The following is a 19,904-nucleotide window of genomic DNA, read 5'->3' as shown; positions in this document are numbered from 1 at the left end:
ACATGCCGGCGGCGTGTTGAACTTACTGGTTCTACCGCTGGCCTCCCCACGGCGGCCGAACCGTCGAGCAGACAGTTTTTTGTGCCGAGCGAGAAAGTCCTGGTCGTGAACGACGTCGCCGACCGTGCGCTCGGGCTTGCGCTGGTCCTCCTGTGTGCGTCGATACTAGCGCCCGCTGTGGCGGGCGCGACCGGCGCCACGACGCCGGCGGTCGCCGCCAACGAAACGTCCACCGGGAACGAGACCGTTCGGCACCAACACCCCGACGAGTACGCCGCCGACGGCGATCTCGAGCGGCTGGAGTCCTGGCTGGCGGGACGTCTCTCGAACCAGTTAGGGGAGAGTACGATCGCCCTCAGCGAGGGGGAGTACGACCGCGCCCGCCAACTCGTCGACGCGGAGTACCGGGACCGACTCGGCCAGTACGCGGAGGTCGCCGGCGAGACGACCGACGACACGAGTGACGGCGACGCCGACGACAACGCTACGGAGCCCGCCGAGGCCTACGCGGACGCCGCCGAGCAACAGGCGACCTTCGTCAACCAGACGGAGGCGTATCGGACGACGAAAGCGGAGTACGAAGCCGCCCGCGAGGCAGGCGACGACGAACGGGCCCGGGAGCTCGCGCGCGAGCTCGAGACGCTCGCGACGGACCTCGACGCCGTCGGCGAGGACCTCGCCGTGACCTACGAGGTACTCACGTTCGAGACCGACGAGGACCTCTCGGAGACCGCCGCGACGGTCAACGACACCCGGTCGGAGATCCGGGAGGAACAGGCGATCGTCCGCGAAGAGCAGTTCGTCGCGACGGAGCTGCGTCTCGAGGCCGACGACGAACGCGTCTCGTTTCTCGACCCGCTCGTCGCGAGCGGCGAGCTCCGGACCGCCGACGGGACGACGATCGACGCCGACGAGGTACGGCTCGCGGTCGACGGCGAGCCGGTCACCGTCGAACCGGGTGCGAACGGCGGGATCGACCTCTCGTACCGGCCGACGACGCAGCCGCTCGCGACGGAGACGATGACGGTCGAGTACGTACCAGCGTCGCAGTCGCCGTATCTCGGGAGCGCCACGACGCTGAACGTCTCCCTCGCGCAGGTCGAGCCGACGCTCACGGTCCGCGAACCCACCGAGACGACCGCCTACGGCGAGGCGCTCGCGGTCACCGGCACACTCACGGCCGGGGACGTCCCGATAGACGGCGTAGCGCTCGAGGCGACGCTGGACGGCGACCGCCTCGGCACGCTGTCGGTCACGAACGGGACGATCGACGGCTCGCTGTCGGTGCCCGCCGACGTCCGTGACGGGTCCCGTACACTCCGGCTCTCCCTGCCGTTCGAGGACCGGGCGCTCGCGAGCACGACGGCCGAGACCGCCGTGACGGTCGCGGAGACGGACACCACCCTCTCGATCGATGAGACGCGGACCGACGGGGCCAATCTCACTGTAACGGGAACGCTGGCGACGGCGGCCGGGGAGGGCGTCGGCGATCAGCCCATCGTCATCTCCCGCGACGGGGACCCGGTCGCGACGGTGACCACGGATTCCGCCGGTGAGTTCGCCACGACGGTTTCGGTCCCGGCGTCGGCGGGCGACGAGATGACCGTCGCCGCGACGTACGACGGCACCGACACGAATCTCGCGACGACAGAGACCGCGACGACGATCGCGGTCGGGCAGGCGGACGGCGGCTCGGCGCTTCCCACCTGGGCCCTGGCGCTACTCGTCGCGATCGTCGGGCTGGGCGTAGCCGGCGGGGCCGTCTGGTGGTGGACCCGCGACCCTGCGGCTGCGGACGACAGCGCGGGCCGCGACCCGGGGCCGGCCGTAGACGCGCCGGTAGCCGACGCCCCCACCGCACCCGATCCGGTCGATCCGTTGCTGGCGGCGGCAGACGAGCAGTTGGCGAGCGGCCAGCCGGAGGCCGCTGTGCGCTCGTCCTACGCGGCCGTTCGGTACGCCTTCGCGCGGAACGCCGAGCTCCCGCCCACCCTCACGCACTGGGAGTTTTACCGCCGGCTCGACGGGGAGCTCGACGGCGACGACGCCGCTCAGCTCCGCGAACTCGTCACGGCGTACGAACGGGCCGCGTTCGCCCCCGAAGGCGTTACGCCGGCGACCGCGCGGGAGGTCCTCGAGTCCACCCGCCAACTGTGTCCCTCGACCGCCCGATCGACAGCCGCCGCTCCAGCGCGGGCCGAGTGACTGCCTGAGACCGGAGCCGCACTCTCGGCATCGACCGACCAACTTTTATCGCCGTCTTGCAGATAGCTGCGTGAATGGTCGACCGACGGTCGCTCTGGTTGCTCTTCCCGCGTCCACTGCGCGCACTGCCGGCGGATCTCGCCGCCGTCCTCGTCGTGACGGCGCTGGTGAACGTCGCCGTCTTCGCCCCTCTGCTCCGCGAGACCCCGCTTCGGGTCCCACTCGGGCTCGCGTTCGTCCTCTTCGTTCCGGGCTATGTCTTCATCGCCGCGCTGTTTCCCGAAGCCGGCGACGCCCCCACCGAGTTCGGAGACGCAGAACCCGACTCGGAGGCGGGGATCTTCGCCGCCGTTCAGCGAACGGGAATCGACGGGATCGAGCGGGTCGCGCTCGCGTTCGGACTGAGCATTGCGATCACGCCGCTGATCGGCCTCGTGTTGAATTTCACGCCGTGGGGGATCCGGCTGGCGCCGATCATGGTCGCGATGACCGCCTTTACGCTCGGCGCGACGGCGATCGCGGCCCACCGGCGGTGGCAACTCCCCGCCGACGAACGCTTTCGCGTGCCCTACCGCGCGTGGTATCGTGCGGGGCGGACGGAACTGCTCGAGCCGGACTCCCGTCTCGACGCCGCCCTGAACGTCCTGCTGGTGGCGTCGATCGTGCTCGCCCTCGGGACCGTGACGTTCGCGATCGTCGTCCCGCCGGAGGGCGAGCAGTTCTCGGCCGTGTACATCCTCACCGAAGACGACGACGGCGACCTCGTCGCCGACGGCTATCCGACGGAGTTCGTCCGGGGCGAAAGCGCCGAGATCGTCGTCGGCGTCGACAACCACGAACACGAACCGACGGACTACACCGTGGTCGTCCTCGAACAGCGCACCGACCGGGTGCCCAACGAGACAGCGACAGCCGAGGCCGGGGCCAACGACTCGGTCGTCAACGAGACGGTCGTCACCGAGCAACGCGAACTCGATCGGTTCGAGACGCGACTCGCGCATAACGAATCCTGGCACCATCCCCACGAGATCGAGCCGACGATGACGGGCGAGAACGTCCGCATCGTCTGGCTCCTGTTCCCCGGCGGAGACGTGCCGGCCGAACCGTCGATGGACGATACGGAGTACTCCGTCCACCTGTGGGTCTCGGTTGCCGAAGAGCAGGCGGACTCGTGATCGGCTGTATCGAGGGCGTGGCCGGGCCGATCGCTCGACCGACGGACGCCAAAAGAGATGCGACAGGCGGCGGTCCCGCTTCGCACCCGCGATACCAAGACTGAAGAGTCCAACCGAGAAGCCATCGGTAGGGTGACGCTCACCGACTGTGCGCTCCATTGCGGCGGTAAAACACGCGATCGGGGACCTCCGAAGCGAGGGCCGCGGGAAGATCCTGCTCGCCGTCGCGTTCGGCTGGTTTCTGTCGATCAGCGTGCGGATGATCTATCCGGCGGTGCTACCGCAGATCCGCGGGACGTACGACCTCTCGCTCACGGCGGCCGGCTTGCTGTTGACGGTGCTCTGGATCGCGTACGCGAGCGGCCAGCTCCCCGGTGGCATCCTCGCTGACTGGGCCGGGGAGCGCCGGCTACTGTTCGCCAGTTCCCTCCTGGCGGCAACGATGCTCACACTCGTCGTCGTCGCGGATTCGCCGCTCATCCTGTTCCTGGCGACGGCCCTGTTCGGCCTGGGAACGGCGCTGTACGGCGTCTCGCGGTTTACGATCCTGGAGAAGATCTACCCGGAGCAACTCGGGACGGCCACGGGCGTGACGATGGCCGCCGGCGACTTCGGGAACGCGGTGATGCCGCCCACTGCCGGGTTCCTCGCGGCGGCGCTGGCCTGGCAGTACGGCTTCGGGGTCGCCGTGCCGCTCTTCTTACTCGCCGCGGGCGGGCTCTGGGCGACGCTTCCGCGACAGCCGACGGCAGCGACACCACTGCGCGAATCGCTTGCGCTCGACGAGATCGTCCCGACGCTGTCGCAACCGATCGTGTTGCGCGGCACCCTGTTGCTCGTGCTCTGGGGGGTGATCATCCAGGCGTTCATGGGATTTTATCCGACGTATCTGATCGACGTCAAGGACCTCTCGGGGCGGGTCGCGACCGTGCTGTTCGGCTTCTTCTTCGCCCTCGGCATCCTGCTGAAGCCGATCGCGGGCCGGGCCTACGACCGAATGGGCGTCCGGGTCCCGCTGTTAGCGCTTATGAGTACGGCCGGGATCGCGCTCTTCGCGCTGCCGTTCGCCGAACCGGTGTGGCTGTTCGTCCTCCTGACCGTCGGTGCGAGTTGTCTTCTGGGGTTCGAAACGATCGTGATCGCCGATCTCACCCGACGCCTGCCGGACGGGACCCAGGGGACGAATCTGGGCGCCCTCCGGACGGTCTACATCGCACTGGGGGCGATGAGTCCGGTCGTCTTCGGCGCGATCGCTGACCGCGGGTACTTCGACGAGGCGTTCCTCGCCATCGCCGGGCTTACAGGGGTGGTCGTCCTCATCGTGGCCGGTTCGATCGAGTACTAAGCCGACACGCAGCGCGGACGTGTGCGGGTCGACTCCGCCAAGGCGGTGCCAGCCGCTGGACCGCGTGTAGTCAGCATGGCCACGATGGTTCCTCCCCGGGGTCACGTGAACCCGCTCAGATCGCCGTCGCCGCTTCCGATCGCCTACTCTTCGAGCTTCTCGAGACAGCAGGAGAGACAGTAGAGTTCGTACGTAGTCGGTGCCTGCCAGTGGTCCGTTCGACCCACACCCCCTCGACGTCGTCGCCGTCGATTTCGGTGTCACAGCCCAGACAGTCGTTCGGCTGGCCCGGCGGCGTCGGTGGCGGACGATACTGTTGCATGGCCGTGGTATCCGAGACCGCTCACATAAGTTTTCAGATACCCGTATTTCCAGCCACAATGATACATCGTGTGAGTGCATCCCCGTGCCTGAAGATGCGGGTCGAGCAGTAGGCAGAGTGCGTCCATTCCCGACGACCCGATCGGCTCCGGTCCGTGCGTTCGGTCCGTCACCACACCGAACGCGTCGTGATGGACGCTCGCATCGATTCGTGTTTTATTTCTAGACACTTGGGTGATATTCAACTACTTATTTATACGATCGGTCGCATCGAATACCTATGTCGTACGGACGGTCTCGAAGACATGATAGTCCGTCGAACGGGACGATCTTCGGCGCCCTCGTCGCGGCCCTGATCGCCAGTCTCTCGTTCGTCGGCCTGCTCTCGTCGACGGGACACCTCGAGAGCGTGGCTGCGCTGTATGGCCTCACGGGCGTCACGAGCGACTGGGTTATCGTCGCCGCGCACGGGATCCTCGGTGCCGTGCCGTTCGTCGCGGGACTCACGCGCGCGGCGACCCACCGCTGGGCGCCGGCGCCGCTCGCGGCCGCACCCCGCTCGCCGTTCCTCGGCGGCTGTTTCGGCGTCGCTTACGGCACCGTCTGCTGGCTCGTCGGCGTCGCGTACGGCGTGCCGCTCTGGGTCGAACTGACCGGCGGGAGCCTGCCGCTGCCGTACCATCACGGGGCGAGTCTGGTGGCGCTCATCGGCTACGGGGCCGTCCTCGGCGCGTGGTATCCGCTGGTTCGCACGGCCGTCGACGATCGGGGCCGACGGCGCCGCTCGCGTCCGTAACGTGGGTGAGCCGAGAGCCGTACTGCGCTTCCGACCGGGTGCGGGTGAGGCGCGATCGCTCTCGTCGAAGGGATGGATGCGGCCCACGAGACGACCCGAGGTGCGCTGCGAAGAGTTGCGCACGTGCCGCTCGAGGCACCTACACGTCGGTTCGACCGAAGCAGTCCGAACCTCGACGCGCGATCGACGGGTGACGCCTCGTGTGCCACCGACTACGGTCCGGGATGCGAGCGCGCCCCGTCGGTCTCTACCGGAGTCACTCGATGACGTATTCGACGATCTGATCGGCCCCACACGTCGGACAGGTCCTGACTGACGGCGACACCTCCGTTCCACACTGTCGACACTCCCGGACGACGGTCGTATCGCGCCCCCGAGAGAGGAGCGACGTGATGAGGCCGTTCATCGTCGATGCTGAACCGGGCGTGTGTCAGTCATGGCGTCGCGTGTGCTCGACGATCGACAGCCGCCGACTGTCGTGTAAATCGTCGCGATGCGGTCGCTGCATTAGTCGTCACTCGAGACCGCTTCCGACTGAAAGGCGCCCCGAATCGCATCCCGAAACGCGGCGAACTGCGCCATCTCCTCCTGGATCGTCCGTTGTGTCGCGTCGACGTCTTCGACCGACGTTTCGAGGTCACGAAGGTCGCTCTCGACGGCGTCGTGCCGGTTCTCGACCGACGACTCGAGCCGGTCGGTCCGATCCTCGACGGCGGCGAGGCGCTCGTCCAGGGCGGCCTGTTCGTCCTGCACACACTCGAGGTGGCCGCGAACCGCGTGCAGTTCGTCCAGCACCTCGGTGAGAACGTCCTCTCCGGCCCCGTGGTCGTCGAGGAACTCCTCCATAGCGTCGAGATAGGCGGCGAGATCCTGGAACTGTGACTGCAGGTGCGTCACGCGCAGGTCGAGGCTCGACCGCGAACCGTCGAGCGCGCCGAGTTCCCGCGCCAGGCGATCGCGTTGTGCCGGCGTCGCGTCCGCGTCCAGTAGCCGAAGCACCGTCTCGACGCGGTCGTCGATCGAGTCTTCGGCGGCTGTCCCCTCGCCGTCGCCGACTGCCGTGTCAGCAGCGCTGGCCGGTGCCTCGACCGTCCGGGTGGCGGGCGCCGTGACGTCCTCCGGCGCTGTCGTGTGCGTCTCCGCTGTCTCCGATGCAGCCGTAGAGGCAGCCACGATATCCCCGACGGTGACCTCGTCCTCGGGCATCTCGAACTCGTCCTCCTCGGCGGCCGCCTGAGATCGTGTCGCCGGTTCGCTCCCGGTCGGTCGCGACGCGTCGGGCGCCTCCGGCCCGGCGGTCGCCGTCCGTTCAGCGGCGGCTCCGGTATCCCCCCGGACCGTCTCCCCGTCGGCCTGCGCGGCGTCGCCGTCGACGGCGACCGTCGGCGGCTGGTGACTCACGCTGTCGGCCCCCTCCCCGTCACACGCGTATACATACCCCGTCGTGATCGCTCCCTCCGGGTCGAGCGTTCGTTCGTACTCGATCGCGTCGTCGGCGACCGACCAGTGTGAGGGATCCGTCGTCGGAACCTCCACGCTCGTCTCCGTCGGGACCGCGTCCAGCACGCGGACCGTCAGCGGACGGTCCCGCGATGAGTCGAGTCGGAATCCGATCTGGACCTCGTCGTCGCTCACATCGACGTGTTTCGTTACCGCGACGCCGGCTTCGTCGGTGGTGAATAGGTCTGGCATCCGTGCTCCCCTCCCACCTACACATTGGTATCAGGAAACAAAACTGTTCGGGTTTCCTATATTTTCGGGACCGGTGCGGCAAGGGTATCACCAAACGTTATTAATTAAATAGAAGGGCGTATCGTGTGCAAAACCGGCGAATCCAATCGCGGCGAGCGTTCTCACGACCCGGCCTGCGGTGGTCTCACGTCGGCATCGGCCTGCATGTCGTGCCCATGTCGGTCCGCACGGCGACGGGCCGACGGTCCCCGGCGAACCGGTCTGGGTCCGCCGCCGCAACCTCGTCGGACGTGGTACTGCACGGGACGAGAGCGCCGTCAGGAGAGTCGTGCTTTCACGTCGGCTTCGTCGGCGACGTCCGGCTGGTTCGGCCACGCGGTCATCTTCTCGACGCAACACGACAGACAGTAGAGTTCATGTGTGTTCGGTGCCTGCCAGTTTTCCCGTTCGAGCCAGAATCCCTCGACGTCGTCGCCGTCGATTTCGGTGTCACAGCCCAGACAGTCGTTCGGCTGGCCCGGCGGCGTCGGCGGCGGTCGATACAGTTGCACAGCTGTGGCTTTTGATAGGAATCCTATAAACGTTCAGATTGCTCGGCGTCACTCGCGGGCCACCACCCACGGATACTGGGGCCGTCCACCGCAGTCGGCGACTCGCACAGCACATCCCCTGGTGGTACGATCGCCGACGCTCGCGTCGCGGCCGCTCGAGGGGGAGTGCGTGCGCCCCGGACCGACTGTCACGGCGAGCTAGGAGGGCAGATACGATCGGTATCGCTGGAAGGGGTGGCCACGCGACGCCTGAACCCAGCCCACCGTCGTGAGCGACGCCGCGGTGAGCGGGGCGATCGACAGGCCGCCGGGGACCAGGACGTTACTGGCGACGATCGCGAGCACGGTTCCGGTACCGGCGATGGTGTAGAGGCGCGAATAGCGCGGCGCGATCCCGCTGCGCCAGGCCTCGGCGAAGAGGGCGGTCCCCGCGCCGAAGAGGACGACCAGGTGCGCCGTCTGGAGCCAATACAGGAGGTTCGGTGCGATGTCGACGAACACCGCCGATGTCGACTGGTCGACCGGCAACACCCAGTAGAGGTCGTGAATCGGATTCGTGATCACCAGCGAGATGTTGACGCCGACGCCGATCGCGGCGAGGCCGTAGGCCGCCCGCCGTCTCGGGACGGTTCGCGTGCTACTGGCAGTGCCGGCGAACAGGAACCACCCGAGTCCCGCCAGCGAGGCCCCCACGAGACTCAGCGAGAGAAAGAAGCCTTTCACGAGAGCGTCTGGATCCAGAAGTTGTGCGGCGAACATGGCGTTCCAGAGGGCGACGCCCATGACGAGCAGGATGTACGCCAGCCCGTTATCGCTCCCGCGATAGCTGATGGCGGTGGCGAGATAGGGATAGAGCGTGAGCGCGGCAGTAACGGCACCGCCAGCGAGGGCCCAGGACAGCCAGTGCACCGAGTCCATGACTGGACTGGGAAGTATTCTAACTTGTATTTTCCCCTTCGACCGATCGGAATGTTTCGATAGCCGACGGCAATCGGGTTCGGGGGCGAGAGCGGACCACGGTGCCCGCCCAGCACCCGTGGCGGCGGTGACGACGCCGTGCTCTCCCGGGCGAGAGGACGAGCCACGGCCGTCGCGACGGCCGCCCCGCTGCAACCGGTCACGAGGTCGCCGCAGTAACGATCCCGATCGCTTCGTCGGCCAGTTCGCCGGCCCGGGCGTCGTCGCGCGCCTCGGCGGTCACCCGGACGACGGGCTCGGTTCCGCTCGCCCGGATCAGGAACCAGCCGTCGCGCGAGTCGACGCGCACGCCGTCCAGCGTCGCGACGTCGTCGTACCGATCGCCGACGCGATGCTCGATCCGGTCCATCACCTCGGCTTTGTCCTCGACCTCGATCGACGTCCGTTCGATCGGATACGTCGGGATCGACTCGACGAGGGCGGATAGCGGGCCACGGGCGGCGACGAGTTCGACGAGTTTGCACGCGGCCAGCGGGGCGTCGGGACACAGGGTTTCGTCCGGCCAGATCCACGCCCCGCTGGGTTCGCCGCCGAAGACGACGTCGGCGTCGGTCGTCCGTTCGGCCACGAAGACGTCGCCGACCCGCGTCCGGGACACCGACGCCCCGATCTCGGCCAGCGCGTCCTCGACCGCCAGACTCGTATCGACCGGCGCGGCGACCCGATCGCCCGTGCTGGCGGCGTCCCGGGCGAACAGCGCCAGGAGGACGTCCTTCGGGACGAACGAGCCGGTGTCGTCGACGGCGATCAGCCGATCGGCGTCGCCGTCGTGCGCGATGCCCACCGTCGCGTCGGTGGTCTCGAGGGTGCGCATGAGCGTGCCCAGCGTATCGCGGGTCGGCTCGCTCGGCCGGCCGGGGAACGCGCCGTCGGGCTGGCCGTTCAGCGTCTCGACGTGACAGCCGAGTTCGGCCAGCACGCGGGCGGTAATCCCGCCAGCCCCGTTGCCGACGTCGACGACGACGTGGGGAGTCGCCTCGAGCGAGACAGCCTCGCGCACCGCCGCGGCGTGGTGGTCGGCAGCGTCCGTCCGGTGTCGCCGCGTGCCGACCCCGTCCCACGGCTGCAGGTCGTACGTCCCGGTCTCGAGGCGCTTCTCGATCGCCGCTCGCTTCGCGGGGCCGAACGCCTTGCCCGCGGGCGTCCAGAGTTTGATCCCGTTGTCCGACGCGGGATTGTGCGAGGCCGTGATAACGACGCCCGCGTCGGCGTCGTACGTCCCGACGGCACGGGCGATCGTCGGCGTTGCCTCGACGCCGACGTCGATGACGTCGGAGCCACACTCCCTGAGGCCCGCCGCCAGGGCATCGAGCAGGAGTGCGCCGCTGTCACGCGGGTCGCGGCCGACGACGACGCGCTCGTGGCCCTCCGACGCGACGGCACGCCCGACGGAGAGCGCGAGCGACGCGGTGACGTCTTCCCCGACGGTTCCCCGGATACCGCTCGTCCCGAACATAGCAACCGCTCGACGCGAGCGACTGTTAGTACTACCGGTCGTGAGTGGCCGGGGCCCGTACGCTCGGGTCGCAGCGCGGGAGCTAGCGATCGCGATCGACCGTCTCGCCGGGCCGGGTCGTCGCCCCGCTGGAGAGTTTCAGCCCGGGCGTGAGACTCGTATTGATACCGGTCTTGACACCGTCGCCGGCGACGACGCCGAACTTGCGGCGTCCGGTCGAGATCCGATCGCCCTTGACCGTCAGTCGGACGTCGGCCTCGTCGTGGCGGAGGTTCGCGACGTTCGTTCCGGCGCCGAAGTTGACGTCACGCCCCAGCACGCTATCGCCGACGTACGAGAGGTGGCTCACCGACGCGCCGGGCGAGAGGACGGTGTTTTTCACCTCCGCCGCGTGGCCGACTTTCGCGTTCTCCCCGACCAGCGTCGCGCCGCGGACGTACGCGTTCGGGCCGATCGTCGCCCCCGGTCGAACCAACACTGGGCCCTCGATCACGACGCCGGCTTTCACCGTCGCCCCGGCCTCGACGACGACGTCGCCATGCAGTGTCGCGTCGTCGCTGACGTCGCCGTCGACCCGTCGATCGAGCGTGGCGAGTTGCCACTCGTTCGCCTCGAGCAGTTCCCACGGGCGGCCCACGTCGAGCCATCGGTCGACCGCCACCGGCGTCACGTCGTACTGTTCGATCACCCGCGCGAGGACGTCCGTAATCTCGTGTTCGCCCCGGTCGCTCGCCGGGACGTCGAGCCACGTCGCCGCCGCGTCGGGAAACGCATAGGCACCGGCGTTTGCGAGGGACGACGGCGGCTCGGCCGGCTTCTCGACGATACCGGTGACGACCTCGCCGCTGGCGTCCGTACTCAACACGCCGTAGTTGCGCGGGTCCGCGACCTCGACGGCACAGACGGCCGGCGCCGCCGCGAACAACCGCTCGATCGCGGCGGGATCGTACAGGTTGTCGCCGTTGAGGACGGCAAACGCGCCATCGAGATGCTCGCTGGCCGCGTTGACCGCATCCGCGGTCCCGCGCTGGTCGGTCTGGACGGCATACGAGACGGGGACGTCCCGATACTCGCGTCCGAAGTACTCGCGAACGGTCTCGGCCTCGTACCCGACGACGAGCACGACCTCCGTGGCGCCAGCGTCGATCGCGGTATCGACGGTGTGGGCGACGAGCGGCCGGTCAGCGACGGGTAACATCGGTTTCGGGAGCGAGTCCGACAGCGGTCGGATGCGCGTTCCCTCGCCGGCGGCGAGCACGATAGCTTGCATCGATAGCGGTCTGTTTCGCGATGTGGCAAATAAGCGGTTCGCTCGCAACGCGCCAGGACGTCTCCGTCGCCGGACTCATCTGCGTAGTGACCAGTCGAACCGAGAGAATTAATTGGGCGCAGGCTAGCCCACTGGTAATGGCGACCGATTCTGGTGCGTCGCATGCCGATCGCTCGAGTGCTCCATCGCCGATCGTCGCCGTAGAGGACGTGACGCAAATCTACACCAGGGGCGCGACACCGGGCCGGGTGGGACGGGCGCTCGGCCGCTCGGAGCCGCCGACCGTCCGGGCCCTCGATTCGGTGTCGCTCACGGTTCGCGACGAAGAAATCGTCGGTCTGGCCGGCCCGAGCGGGAGCGGCAAGTCGACGCTTCTGCATCTGCTCGCCGGCCTCGTCCGCCCGACCGCGGGCACGATTTCGTTTCGCGGGACCGATCTCACCGCCCTGTCGGAACGCGAGCGGACGCGCCATCGACTCGAGCACGTCGGGATCGTCTTTCAGCACTTCCACTTGCTCGACTCGCTGTCGGCCCGTGCGAACGTCGCCCTGCCACTCGTCGAACTCGGGGTTCCGAAACCGGAACGGCGCCGCCGGGCGACGGAACTGCTCGCTCGGGTCGGCCTCGAAGATCGAGTGACGCACCGCCCCCGGGAGCTGAGCGGGGGCGAACAGCAACGCGTGGCGATCGCCCGTGCCCTGGTCACCGATCCGACGCTCGTCGTCGCCGACGAACCGACGGGCGAACTCGACACGGAGACCGGCGAGCGGATCCTGCGCGAGTTCGAACGCGTCGCCGAGGACCGTGCCGTCGTCCTTGCCTCGCACGATCGAGAGACACTCGCGGTCTGCGATCGCCTCGTCCGGTTGCAAGACGGCAAGCGACTCGATCACGATCGCGCCGTCCAGCCCAATCCATGACACGCCGATCGGTACTCCGTCGATGGATCGGACTTGTGGGGGTGGGGGTCCGGCGGACCATCTCACGGACGACCCACACTGCCCAGCAGCGCGTCCGGTTCAGCGTCTTCGGTGTCGCGGTTGCGATCGCCCTGCTGGTGACCGTCACGGGGATCGGCGTTGGCCTTGCGACCGGGACGACCGTCTACGACGACGACGTCGATTACTGGCTCGTTCCGGAGCAAGAGGGCACCACGTCACCGCTGGTGGCGACCGACGGCCCGCAGTTCGGCTCGGTCCACCCGACGACCGAGCGCATCGCCGCGATCGACGACGTCGAGTCGGCGACACCGGTCCTGACACAGGTCATGCAGGTCGAAACCGGGTCCACGACGGAGTACGTGTTGGTCGTCGGTATCATCGACCGGCCGGGCCTCGATCGAGTCGCCGGCGTGTCTACGGCACCCCTGACGGTGGGTGATCCGTACTACGGCGACGGCGAGTACGACGGGGAGTGGACTGGAGACGTCGTCCTCTCCGAAAGCGCCGCGTCCGTCCTCGAGGCGTCGCCGAACGAGACGGTCACGATCGGTGGCAACGACTCGTTCACCGTCGCTGGCGTCGACGACTCGTCCGAGCGCGTCGGCGACGTGCCGACGGCGCTCGTCCAGTTGAGTGAACTCCAGACGCTGACGGGGGCGGACCGCCACGATCAGGCCGATCAGTTCGTGGTCGCGACGGGGTCGCCGGCCGTCAAAGACGAACTCGCTGGCCTCTACGAGCAATCCGCAGTACTCACGCGGAGCGAACTGACTGCCAGTCAGACGGTCGAGTCGGATCTGGCGCTGGCGCTCGGGCTCGTCGCCGTCGTCGTCGCCGTGACGATCGGCACGCTGTTCGTCGTGACGACGTCCGGCCTCGAGCTCGTAGCGGATCGACAACAGTTGACGACACTGGGGGCGCTCGGCATGTCAGTACGAAGCCAGCTCGGACTGGTCGGCGTCCAGACCCTGGCGACGACGGCACTCGGGGGCCTCCTGGGCGGAATTGGCGGCCTCGGTGTGATCCGTCTCGTCAACGAACTCGCCATGCGGATGCTGACGACGGAACCGATCGCAACGTCGTCGCTCGCGTTCGTGCCGTACGGACTCGCTGTCGGGCTCGCAATTGGACTGCTGTCGCTGCCGTGGTTGCTCGTCGCGACCCGTCGCTTGTCGGGTGGTGTGCCATGACCGGCGGCGCTGACGGCACCACTGCGACGCGTCTGGGACGGCTCCGCGAACGTGTCCGAACTGCCGGCGGCCTGGCTCTTGCCCAACTCCGCCAGCACCGGTCGCGGTTGGGCTTGGCGATCGTTGGCGTCGCACTCGCCGTCCTGGCGATGACGCTGCTCGCCGGGACGGGCATCGGCGTCCTCGAGACGGGCGAACGGCAGTTCGAGGCCGCCGATCGCGATCTCTGGGTGACAGCGGGTGAAACGCGGTTGACGTCCGCCGGGGGCGGCGGCTTCGAGAACACGCTCTACGAGTCGCGGACCGTCGCCCACGAGATGGAAACCCACGACGGCGTCGCCAACGCGGCGCCGCTCGCGTTCGACACGGTCTACGTCGGTACCGGTGACGGCGAGTTCCGGACGTTCGTCGGCACTGGCGTCCCGGGCGGGGGCTCGGCCGTCCAGGTAACGTCGGGTGAGGGACTCAGCGGCGATCCACACTACGCGAACGGGTCCTACGACGGCCCCGAAACGAACGAACTCCTGCTCGACGAGCAAACGGCGCGATCGCTCGACGTGTCGGTCGGTGATACGGTCCACGTTGGGGGCTCACTCGCGGCCGCCAGGAACACCGAGTTTACCGTCGTCGGAATTTCGCCCACCTTCGAGCAGATGCTCGGGACACCAACCGTGACGATGCCGCTGAGCGAACTCCACCGGATAACCGGAACGACCCAGACCGAACCCGCCACGTTCATCACGATCACCGTCACGGAGGGCGCCGATATTGAGACGGTGCAACAGGACCTCGAGGACGACTATCCGGAGTACGAGATCCGATCGAACCAGGAACAGCTCGAAGCGGTCCTGCAGGAACAGGTGCTCGTCCTCGCCGCCGGCGCCACCCTCGTCGTGCTCGCCGTCGGCGCTGGCATCGCCTTGACCGTGTCGCTGCTGTCGCTGGTGGTGTTCCAACAACGCCAGGCGTTCGCCGCACTGCGGGCACAGGGGCTTTCAGCGCCCCTGATAGTCACGTCCGTGATCGGCCAGGGTCTCGTAATCGGACTCCTCGGCGGGATGCTCGGACTCGCGCTCACACCCCTCGGCGTCTGGTTGCTCAATCAGTTCGCCGCCTCCGTCGTCGGCTTCGAGGGCCTCGTCCAAACGACTGCTCTCATTTACACCGGGGGGATCGCGATCGCAGTCGGTATCGGGACGATCGCCGCAACAGTAGCCGGCTGGCGCCTCACCAATCGGCCGGTACTCGACGATCTTTGACTCCGCGTCGCTTGGATGCCGTCGCTTGCTCGGCCGCACAAGCCGACGAGTCCGGACACACGAACGCGAGGCCCCCTCGGTTCGATTCGTGAGTGAGAGCGTCTGTCCGATCTTTCCGTCAGGGTGATGCTTGTCGGGCGATGCCGAACTCGGGTCGTAGTCGAACGGGCGCTTATTAGCCAATCGCGAGACAGCATGCGCTGCAGACCTGCTGACTGTGAGCGGCCGGCGATCGCTTCGAAAAAAGTGTGCGTGTTTGGTGAGCGTCAGTCCTGCTGGCGGATCGCGAGGAGCGCGACCGAGAGCAGTGCGACGATCGCGACGACGGGTCCGAAGCCGGGGAGCCCGTCGTCATCGTCTTCGTCGTCAGGACCTTCGTCGTCCGGATCTCCGTCAGACGCTCCGCCATCGGACGGGTCGCCGTCGGACGAGTCGCCATCGGACGGATCTTTCTCGTCCGTTTCTTCCACGGTTACGGTAGCCGTGGCGGTGTCTTCTTCGCCGAGGTCGTTCCGGACGGTGAGGGAGACGTCGTACTCGCCGGCCTCGTCGAACGAGGCGGTGACGGTCTCGCCGTCGACCGTCTCGCCGTCGATCTCCCAGGCGTAGGAGATGATCGGCCGTTCCTCGTCGGTCGACTTCGCCCCCGAGAAGGTGATCTCCTCGCCGATCGTCGCCGGATCGGGATCGATGGCGATCGCGGCGTTCGGCTCGGGGTGGTCGGGTTCGGGGGCACTGCCCCCACCGCCGCCGGGTGCACCGCCACCGCCGCCACCGCCACCGGAGTCGCCGACCTCGACGGAGAGGTCGACGCGCTCCGAAGCGCCGGACGACCAGGTGAGCGTCTCTTCGTCGGTGTCTGCGACGTTGGCCACGGAGACGGTGAACTCGTCCCCTTCGTCGAGACCGTCGACGTTGACGCTGTAGGCGCCATTTTCGTCGGTAGTGTCGTTGACGATCACGTCACCGTTGTCGTCGACGACCTCGACGAGAGCGCTCTCGACGGGGTCACCGCTACTGTCCACGACATCGCCGTAGACTCCGTGTGGCGGCGCCGGTGGACCGTCGTCTTGTGCGACGGCGCCACCGGCTACGAGCACGCTCGTGACCAGTAGCACAGCTACGGCGGCCACGAGCAGTCGTGCCGGGTGGTATGAGATTCTCTTGATATTCATATCAATAAATGATGGTTTTGGTCAGGTGACCCTACGGGGCGTGGGTGTAGACCGTGTCGTCCTTCACGAAGACCCAGTACGATTCACCGATAGCGAGCCCGTCGGCGAGTTCGTACTCGTAGCCATCGGCCTGACCGTAGACGACGTGGACATCATCGCCCATCGAACTCAGCGCGTGGTCCGCGGACTGGTATTCGGTCTGGTAGTGGCCAACCAGGTTCCAGCCCTCGTCGAGGTGCTGCTCGTTCATGAGCGCACCGTCGACGTCACCCGTGCTGCTCGCCGGCAGGTTGTGGACGTTGATGTCCAGGACATCAGCGTTCTCCATCTCGACTATGTACCCCTGGCCACCTTCAAGCGAGTCGAAGTCGCTTTCGGGGTCGTCAGGGTCGTACTTCTCCCAACTGTCGCCCGTGTAGGACCAGATGACGTCGATGTTGCTGGTGTCGACGTCATCGAGATCCTGGCCACCGGAGATCGCCGGGACGGACACGAAGTTCGTGCCCTCGTTTAGCGCGAGTTTGGTCGTGTGGACCGTCTCGGATGTCGTCTGGCCGTCACTCGAATCGTTGGTGATCTCGTGGAAGGAGTCACCGTCGACAGTGACGTTCGGTTCGTCACCCGTCTGGAGCGGGTCGTCGAGGTTCACAACGACGATCCCCCAGTCGCCGTCGCTTTGTCGTTGGTCAACGGAATCGACAGTGGCACCTTCGACGGTGACTGCGTCACTATCGATCGCGCTCGCATCGATCGGCTCATCGAAGTAGAGGGCAACACGATCGTTGCCCTGCGGGTCGACGATCGCGTCAACCGCAGACGGAGCTGCCGTATCAACGTCTGCAGAGGCGGCCTCGTACCACGCACCGTCGTTTCCAGCGAGATCCTCTGCGGTTGCGAGCTCGGCGTCGTACCGACCGTCTCGCGGTGCCGTGTAGGTGGCCGTGTAGACGTAGCCGTCCTCGGTGGACTCCAGTTCGAAGTCCTCCGCAGTCAGCGTCTCGCCGACCGGGCTACCCTGGAAGTGTTCCGTGACAAGTTCGTTCTGAGTATCGACGTCGACTTCGATCTCGTCGAGTTCTTCGTCGGACTCGATGGTGTACGTGATGGTCTCGCCATCGACGTCAGCGCTCAGGTCGACGTCCGGAGCCATCCAGTCGGAGAGGGAGTACCCCGTTGCGTCGGCGGCGCTTCCGTTTGCGTCGTAGACCGCTTCCTCAGCAATCCCGAGTGTGTCGGTGTCGAGATCGCTTGCGGCCACTTCGGCGTCGAGGGTCACGATCGCCGTATTCGACCCGGCGTCGTGGTCGACGCTCTCGATCGCGCTCGCACCGTCCTCACTCTCGTCGCTGTAGACGAAGTCGTCGGCGTCCAGGGCGTCACCGGAGGCGTTCACGACGCCTTCAGAGAACGTTACGGTGACGTTCTCGTCGTTCGCCGAAGCCTCCAGCCCCCACAGGGACGGCTCTTCGGTGTCGTTCAGCGCTACTGGTTCACCCACGGCGGGGTTACCAGCTGCGTCGGTGGCGCTTTCGGTGGCCGTGATGGTTGCAGCCTCACTGTCGTTGATCGCTTCGAACGGGACCGGCTCAGTGAGGTGAACTTCGAAAGTATCGTCCGACTGAGACACCCAACTTACGTCTGCGTCGACACCCTCGAGTGCGAAGTCGTCGGCATCGAGATGCGACATCTCTTCGTCGAATTCGACGTCGACGACGTCCGTGCCGGCGTTAGCCTGCACGGAGTCGATCGATGGGGAACCGGTGTCCTTCTCGACCGTCGTCGTCGCGGTGTCAGTGTTCCCGCCCTTGTCGGTTACCAGGGCAGTGACGGTGACCGCGTCGTCATCCTCGAGTTCGGAGACGTTCAGATTGCCGACCTCCGCGGAGTACTGAGCGTCCTCTGTGGTCGCTTCGACGTCGTTGCCGACGGTCACCCTGACGTCGACGATCTCTCGATCGAGGGAGACGTCGACGGAGTACTGTTCCTCGTTATCCTGATTGATCGTCGGGGCAGTGATGTCAGATTCGTCGATCGTCGGGGCAGTGGTGTCCTGCAGCGCGACCGCCTCACCACTGTCGACGTAGCGTGGGTCGTGATCCGCCGTGTCCGGGATCTCACCCGCACGTGCGCTCACGACGTCCGTTTCGAGGTCGTTGGCCGAGACGTCCGCGTCGAGGTAAAGGGTTGCCTCGTCGGAACCACGATAGTGAGACACGGAGTCGATGGCGCTCGCACCATCGCCGCTGACGTCCTGATAGGCGAAGTCAGTCCGATCAAGTGAGACTCCGATGGCTTCGCTAAACGTGACGGTGACCGTGTCGTCGCCGGCGTTCGCCTCAGCGGCCTCGATCGCCGGTGCCTCGGCGTTCACGTCGATCGTATCGACGTAATCACCGGTGGACCTACGCTGTTCATCCGAAGCAACGAGGAAAACATCGTATTCGGTGTTGTCGTCGATCTTGGCGTCGCTTAGATCGAACGTCTTCGTCAGGTCGTCACCTGGTGCGTGATCGACTGGTTCGACGATTTCCCCATCAGATTCACTATCACTGGCATCGAGAACGAGAGCCAGTTCCGTCGCGTTGGTGGCGTCCGTGTACTCGTACGTGACATCGACGGTGGCATCAGGAGCGACATCGGACGTCTCGTTCAGTTCGGTTGCAGTCACGACGGGATGCTCGTCGTCGACGACGACCGGTTCGCCCTCGGTCGACGTACTGTTGACGTTGCCCGCTTCGTCCTCGACTTCGATGGCGATCGAGTAGGCACCGTCGGCGAGATCGTTCCAGCCGAGGTCCTCTTCGAGTTGGTCGTCGAGGTCGAGCGTCACCGACTTGGTCGAGCCGTTGATATACGCCTCGTCGTCGAGTTCGTAGGTGTACGTCTGTCCCTCGGCGTTGAAGGTCTGGCCTTCAAGCGTGATGGTCGCACTGGCCGTGTTCTCCTCGATGTACTCGTAGACGATGTCGAGGTTCTCGTACGAGTGGACCAGCACCTCCTCCTCGTCACGGAGGTCGATGACCTTGTTCTCCGGAGCAGCCACGTCCACTTCCACATCGTTGGTGAGTGCTTCGCCAGTGTTCCCGACCCCATCAGTTGCGGTGATGGCAACGGATTGATCGCCGTTGGTGGCGTTTTCACCGTCTACAGTGATCGTCGCACTGTAGGTATCACCGCTATCGTGGGTGAGTTCCACGGGTTCGAAGACGCCGAACGCCTCGGCATCGGCCTCGACGGTATCGATCCCCTGGTTATCGGTAACGTTCGCTTCGATCAGGACTTCTTCTCCACCCGCGACGAGTCCGTTTTCGTCCGTGGTATCGCTGATCTGGGCGTCGATGGTTGGGGCCGTACCGTCGACCGTGAGGCTTGCGATCGATTCGTCTTGCACTTCGAACTCGCCGTCGCCTTCACTGTCAACGGAGGCGGTAACGTCGTATTCGCCCTCTTCCGGGGTGGTGGCGTTATTGACGTTGACGGTGAAACTAACGTTTTCTGCAGTGTCACCGCTAGCAGCATCGTTGAACGTGACGGCAACGGTGCCGTTCAC

At 66.5% G+C, this 19,904-nt stretch carries 15 protein-coding genes; 7 read left to right on the top strand and 8 right to left on the bottom strand.

Annotated features, from left to right (window positions below):
* Positions 1 to 105 precede the first annotated feature (105 nt).
* From AC6I6X_RS17420 to AC6I6X_RS17405, 4 genes are all read left to right on the top strand, one after another.
* The gene (locus AC6I6X_RS17420; RefSeq protein WP_497931794.1) at positions 106 to 2,205 is read left to right on the top strand and encodes a DUF4129 domain-containing protein; all 2,100 of its coding nucleotides are present in this window, start codon (positions 106 to 108) and stop codon (positions 2,203 to 2,205) included.
* Positions 2,206 to 2,279: 74 nt separating this feature from the next.
* Positions 2,280 to 3,380, top strand: coding sequence for a DUF8471 domain-containing protein (locus AC6I6X_RS17415; RefSeq protein ID WP_497931793.1), 1,101 nt, complete (start codon positions 2,280 to 2,282; stop codon positions 3,378 to 3,380).
* Positions 3,381 to 3,528: 148 nt separating this feature from the next.
* Positions 3,529 to 4,725 (top strand): MFS transporter, encoded by a 1,197-nt coding sequence (locus AC6I6X_RS17410; protein WP_497931791.1) that lies wholly within the window; start codon positions 3,529 to 3,531, stop codon positions 4,723 to 4,725.
* 601 nt (positions 4,726 to 5,326) lie between these two features.
* Entirely contained in the window at positions 5,327 to 5,842 is a 516-nt protein-coding gene (locus AC6I6X_RS17405) for a hypothetical protein (RefSeq protein ID WP_497931789.1), read from the top strand.
* Between the two features lie 256 nt (positions 5,843 to 6,098).
* Here AC6I6X_RS17405 and AC6I6X_RS17400 read toward each other — a convergent pair whose 3' ends face one another.
* The 6 genes from AC6I6X_RS17400 to glmU form a co-directional block, all read right to left on the bottom strand.
* Entirely contained in the window at positions 6,099 to 6,248 is a 150-nt protein-coding gene (locus AC6I6X_RS17400) for a zinc-ribbon domain-containing protein (protein ID WP_497931788.1), read from the bottom strand.
* Between the two features lie 101 nt (positions 6,249 to 6,349).
* Positions 6,350 to 7,534, bottom strand: a complete 1,185-nt coding sequence (locus tag AC6I6X_RS17395; RefSeq protein WP_497931787.1) for a hypothetical protein — start codon at positions 7,532 to 7,534, stop codon at positions 6,350 to 6,352.
* A gap of 317 nt (positions 7,535 to 7,851) precedes the next feature.
* Entirely contained in the window at positions 7,852 to 8,085 is a 234-nt protein-coding gene (locus AC6I6X_RS17390; RefSeq protein ID WP_497931786.1) for a hypothetical protein, read from the bottom strand.
* Between the two features lie 198 nt (positions 8,086 to 8,283).
* Complete coding sequence (locus AC6I6X_RS17385; protein WP_497931785.1) at positions 8,284 to 9,003, bottom strand: histidine kinase N-terminal 7TM domain-containing protein; 720 nt, start codon at positions 9,001 to 9,003, stop codon at positions 8,284 to 8,286.
* A 199-nt stretch (positions 9,004 to 9,202) separates the two neighbouring features.
* Entirely contained in the window at positions 9,203 to 10,519 is a 1,317-nt protein-coding gene (glmM, locus tag AC6I6X_RS17380) for a phosphoglucosamine mutase (protein WP_497931784.1), read from the bottom strand.
* An 82-nt stretch (positions 10,520 to 10,601) separates the two neighbouring features.
* Positions 10,602 to 11,789, bottom strand: coding sequence for a bifunctional sugar-1-phosphate nucleotidylyltransferase/acetyltransferase (gene glmU / locus AC6I6X_RS17375; protein ID WP_497931783.1), 1,188 nt, complete (start codon positions 11,787 to 11,789; stop codon positions 10,602 to 10,604).
* Between the two features lie 137 nt (positions 11,790 to 11,926).
* On the opposite strand from glmU, the gene AC6I6X_RS17370 reads away from it, so the two are divergent.
* From AC6I6X_RS17370 to AC6I6X_RS17360, 3 genes are read left to right on the top strand one after another with little or no spacing between them, the layout of a single operon-like run.
* Positions 11,927 to 12,709 carry an ABC transporter ATP-binding protein gene (locus tag AC6I6X_RS17370; protein WP_497931782.1) on the top strand — a complete coding sequence of 261 codons (783 nt, stop codon included), beginning with the start codon at positions 11,927 to 11,929 and terminating at the stop codon, positions 12,707 to 12,709.
* A 35-nt stretch (positions 12,710 to 12,744) separates the two neighbouring features.
* Positions 12,745 to 13,920 (top strand): FtsX-like permease family protein, encoded by a 1,176-nt coding sequence (locus tag AC6I6X_RS17365; RefSeq protein ID WP_497931781.1) that lies wholly within the window; start codon positions 12,745 to 12,747, stop codon positions 13,918 to 13,920.
* The gene (locus tag AC6I6X_RS17360; RefSeq protein WP_497931780.1) at positions 13,917 to 15,179 is read left to right on the top strand and encodes an ABC transporter permease; all 1,263 of its coding nucleotides are present in this window, start codon (positions 13,917 to 13,919) and stop codon (positions 15,177 to 15,179) included. The genes AC6I6X_RS17365 and AC6I6X_RS17360 overlap by 4 nt, the downstream gene beginning before the upstream one ends.
* 266 nt (positions 15,180 to 15,445) lie before the next feature.
* On the opposite strand, the gene AC6I6X_RS17355 is transcribed toward AC6I6X_RS17360, so the two are convergent.
* Both AC6I6X_RS17355 and AC6I6X_RS17350 read right to left on the bottom strand, forming a co-directional pair.
* The gene (locus AC6I6X_RS17355) at positions 15,446 to 16,354 is read right to left on the bottom strand and encodes a PKD domain-containing protein (RefSeq protein ID WP_497931779.1); all 909 of its coding nucleotides are present in this window, start codon (positions 16,352 to 16,354) and stop codon (positions 15,446 to 15,448) included.
* Between the two features lie 31 nt (positions 16,355 to 16,385).
* Positions 16,386 to 19,904 carry a midas domain-containing protein gene (locus AC6I6X_RS17350; protein WP_497931878.1) on the bottom strand — a complete coding sequence of 1,173 codons (3,519 nt, stop codon included), beginning with the start codon at positions 19,902 to 19,904 and terminating at the stop codon, positions 16,386 to 16,388.

The organism is Halosolutus sp. YCN4, assembly GCF_059736495.1.
The sequence above is the reverse complement of the archived record's forward strand: the minus strand, read 5'-3'. Positions and strand labels throughout refer to the sequence as shown.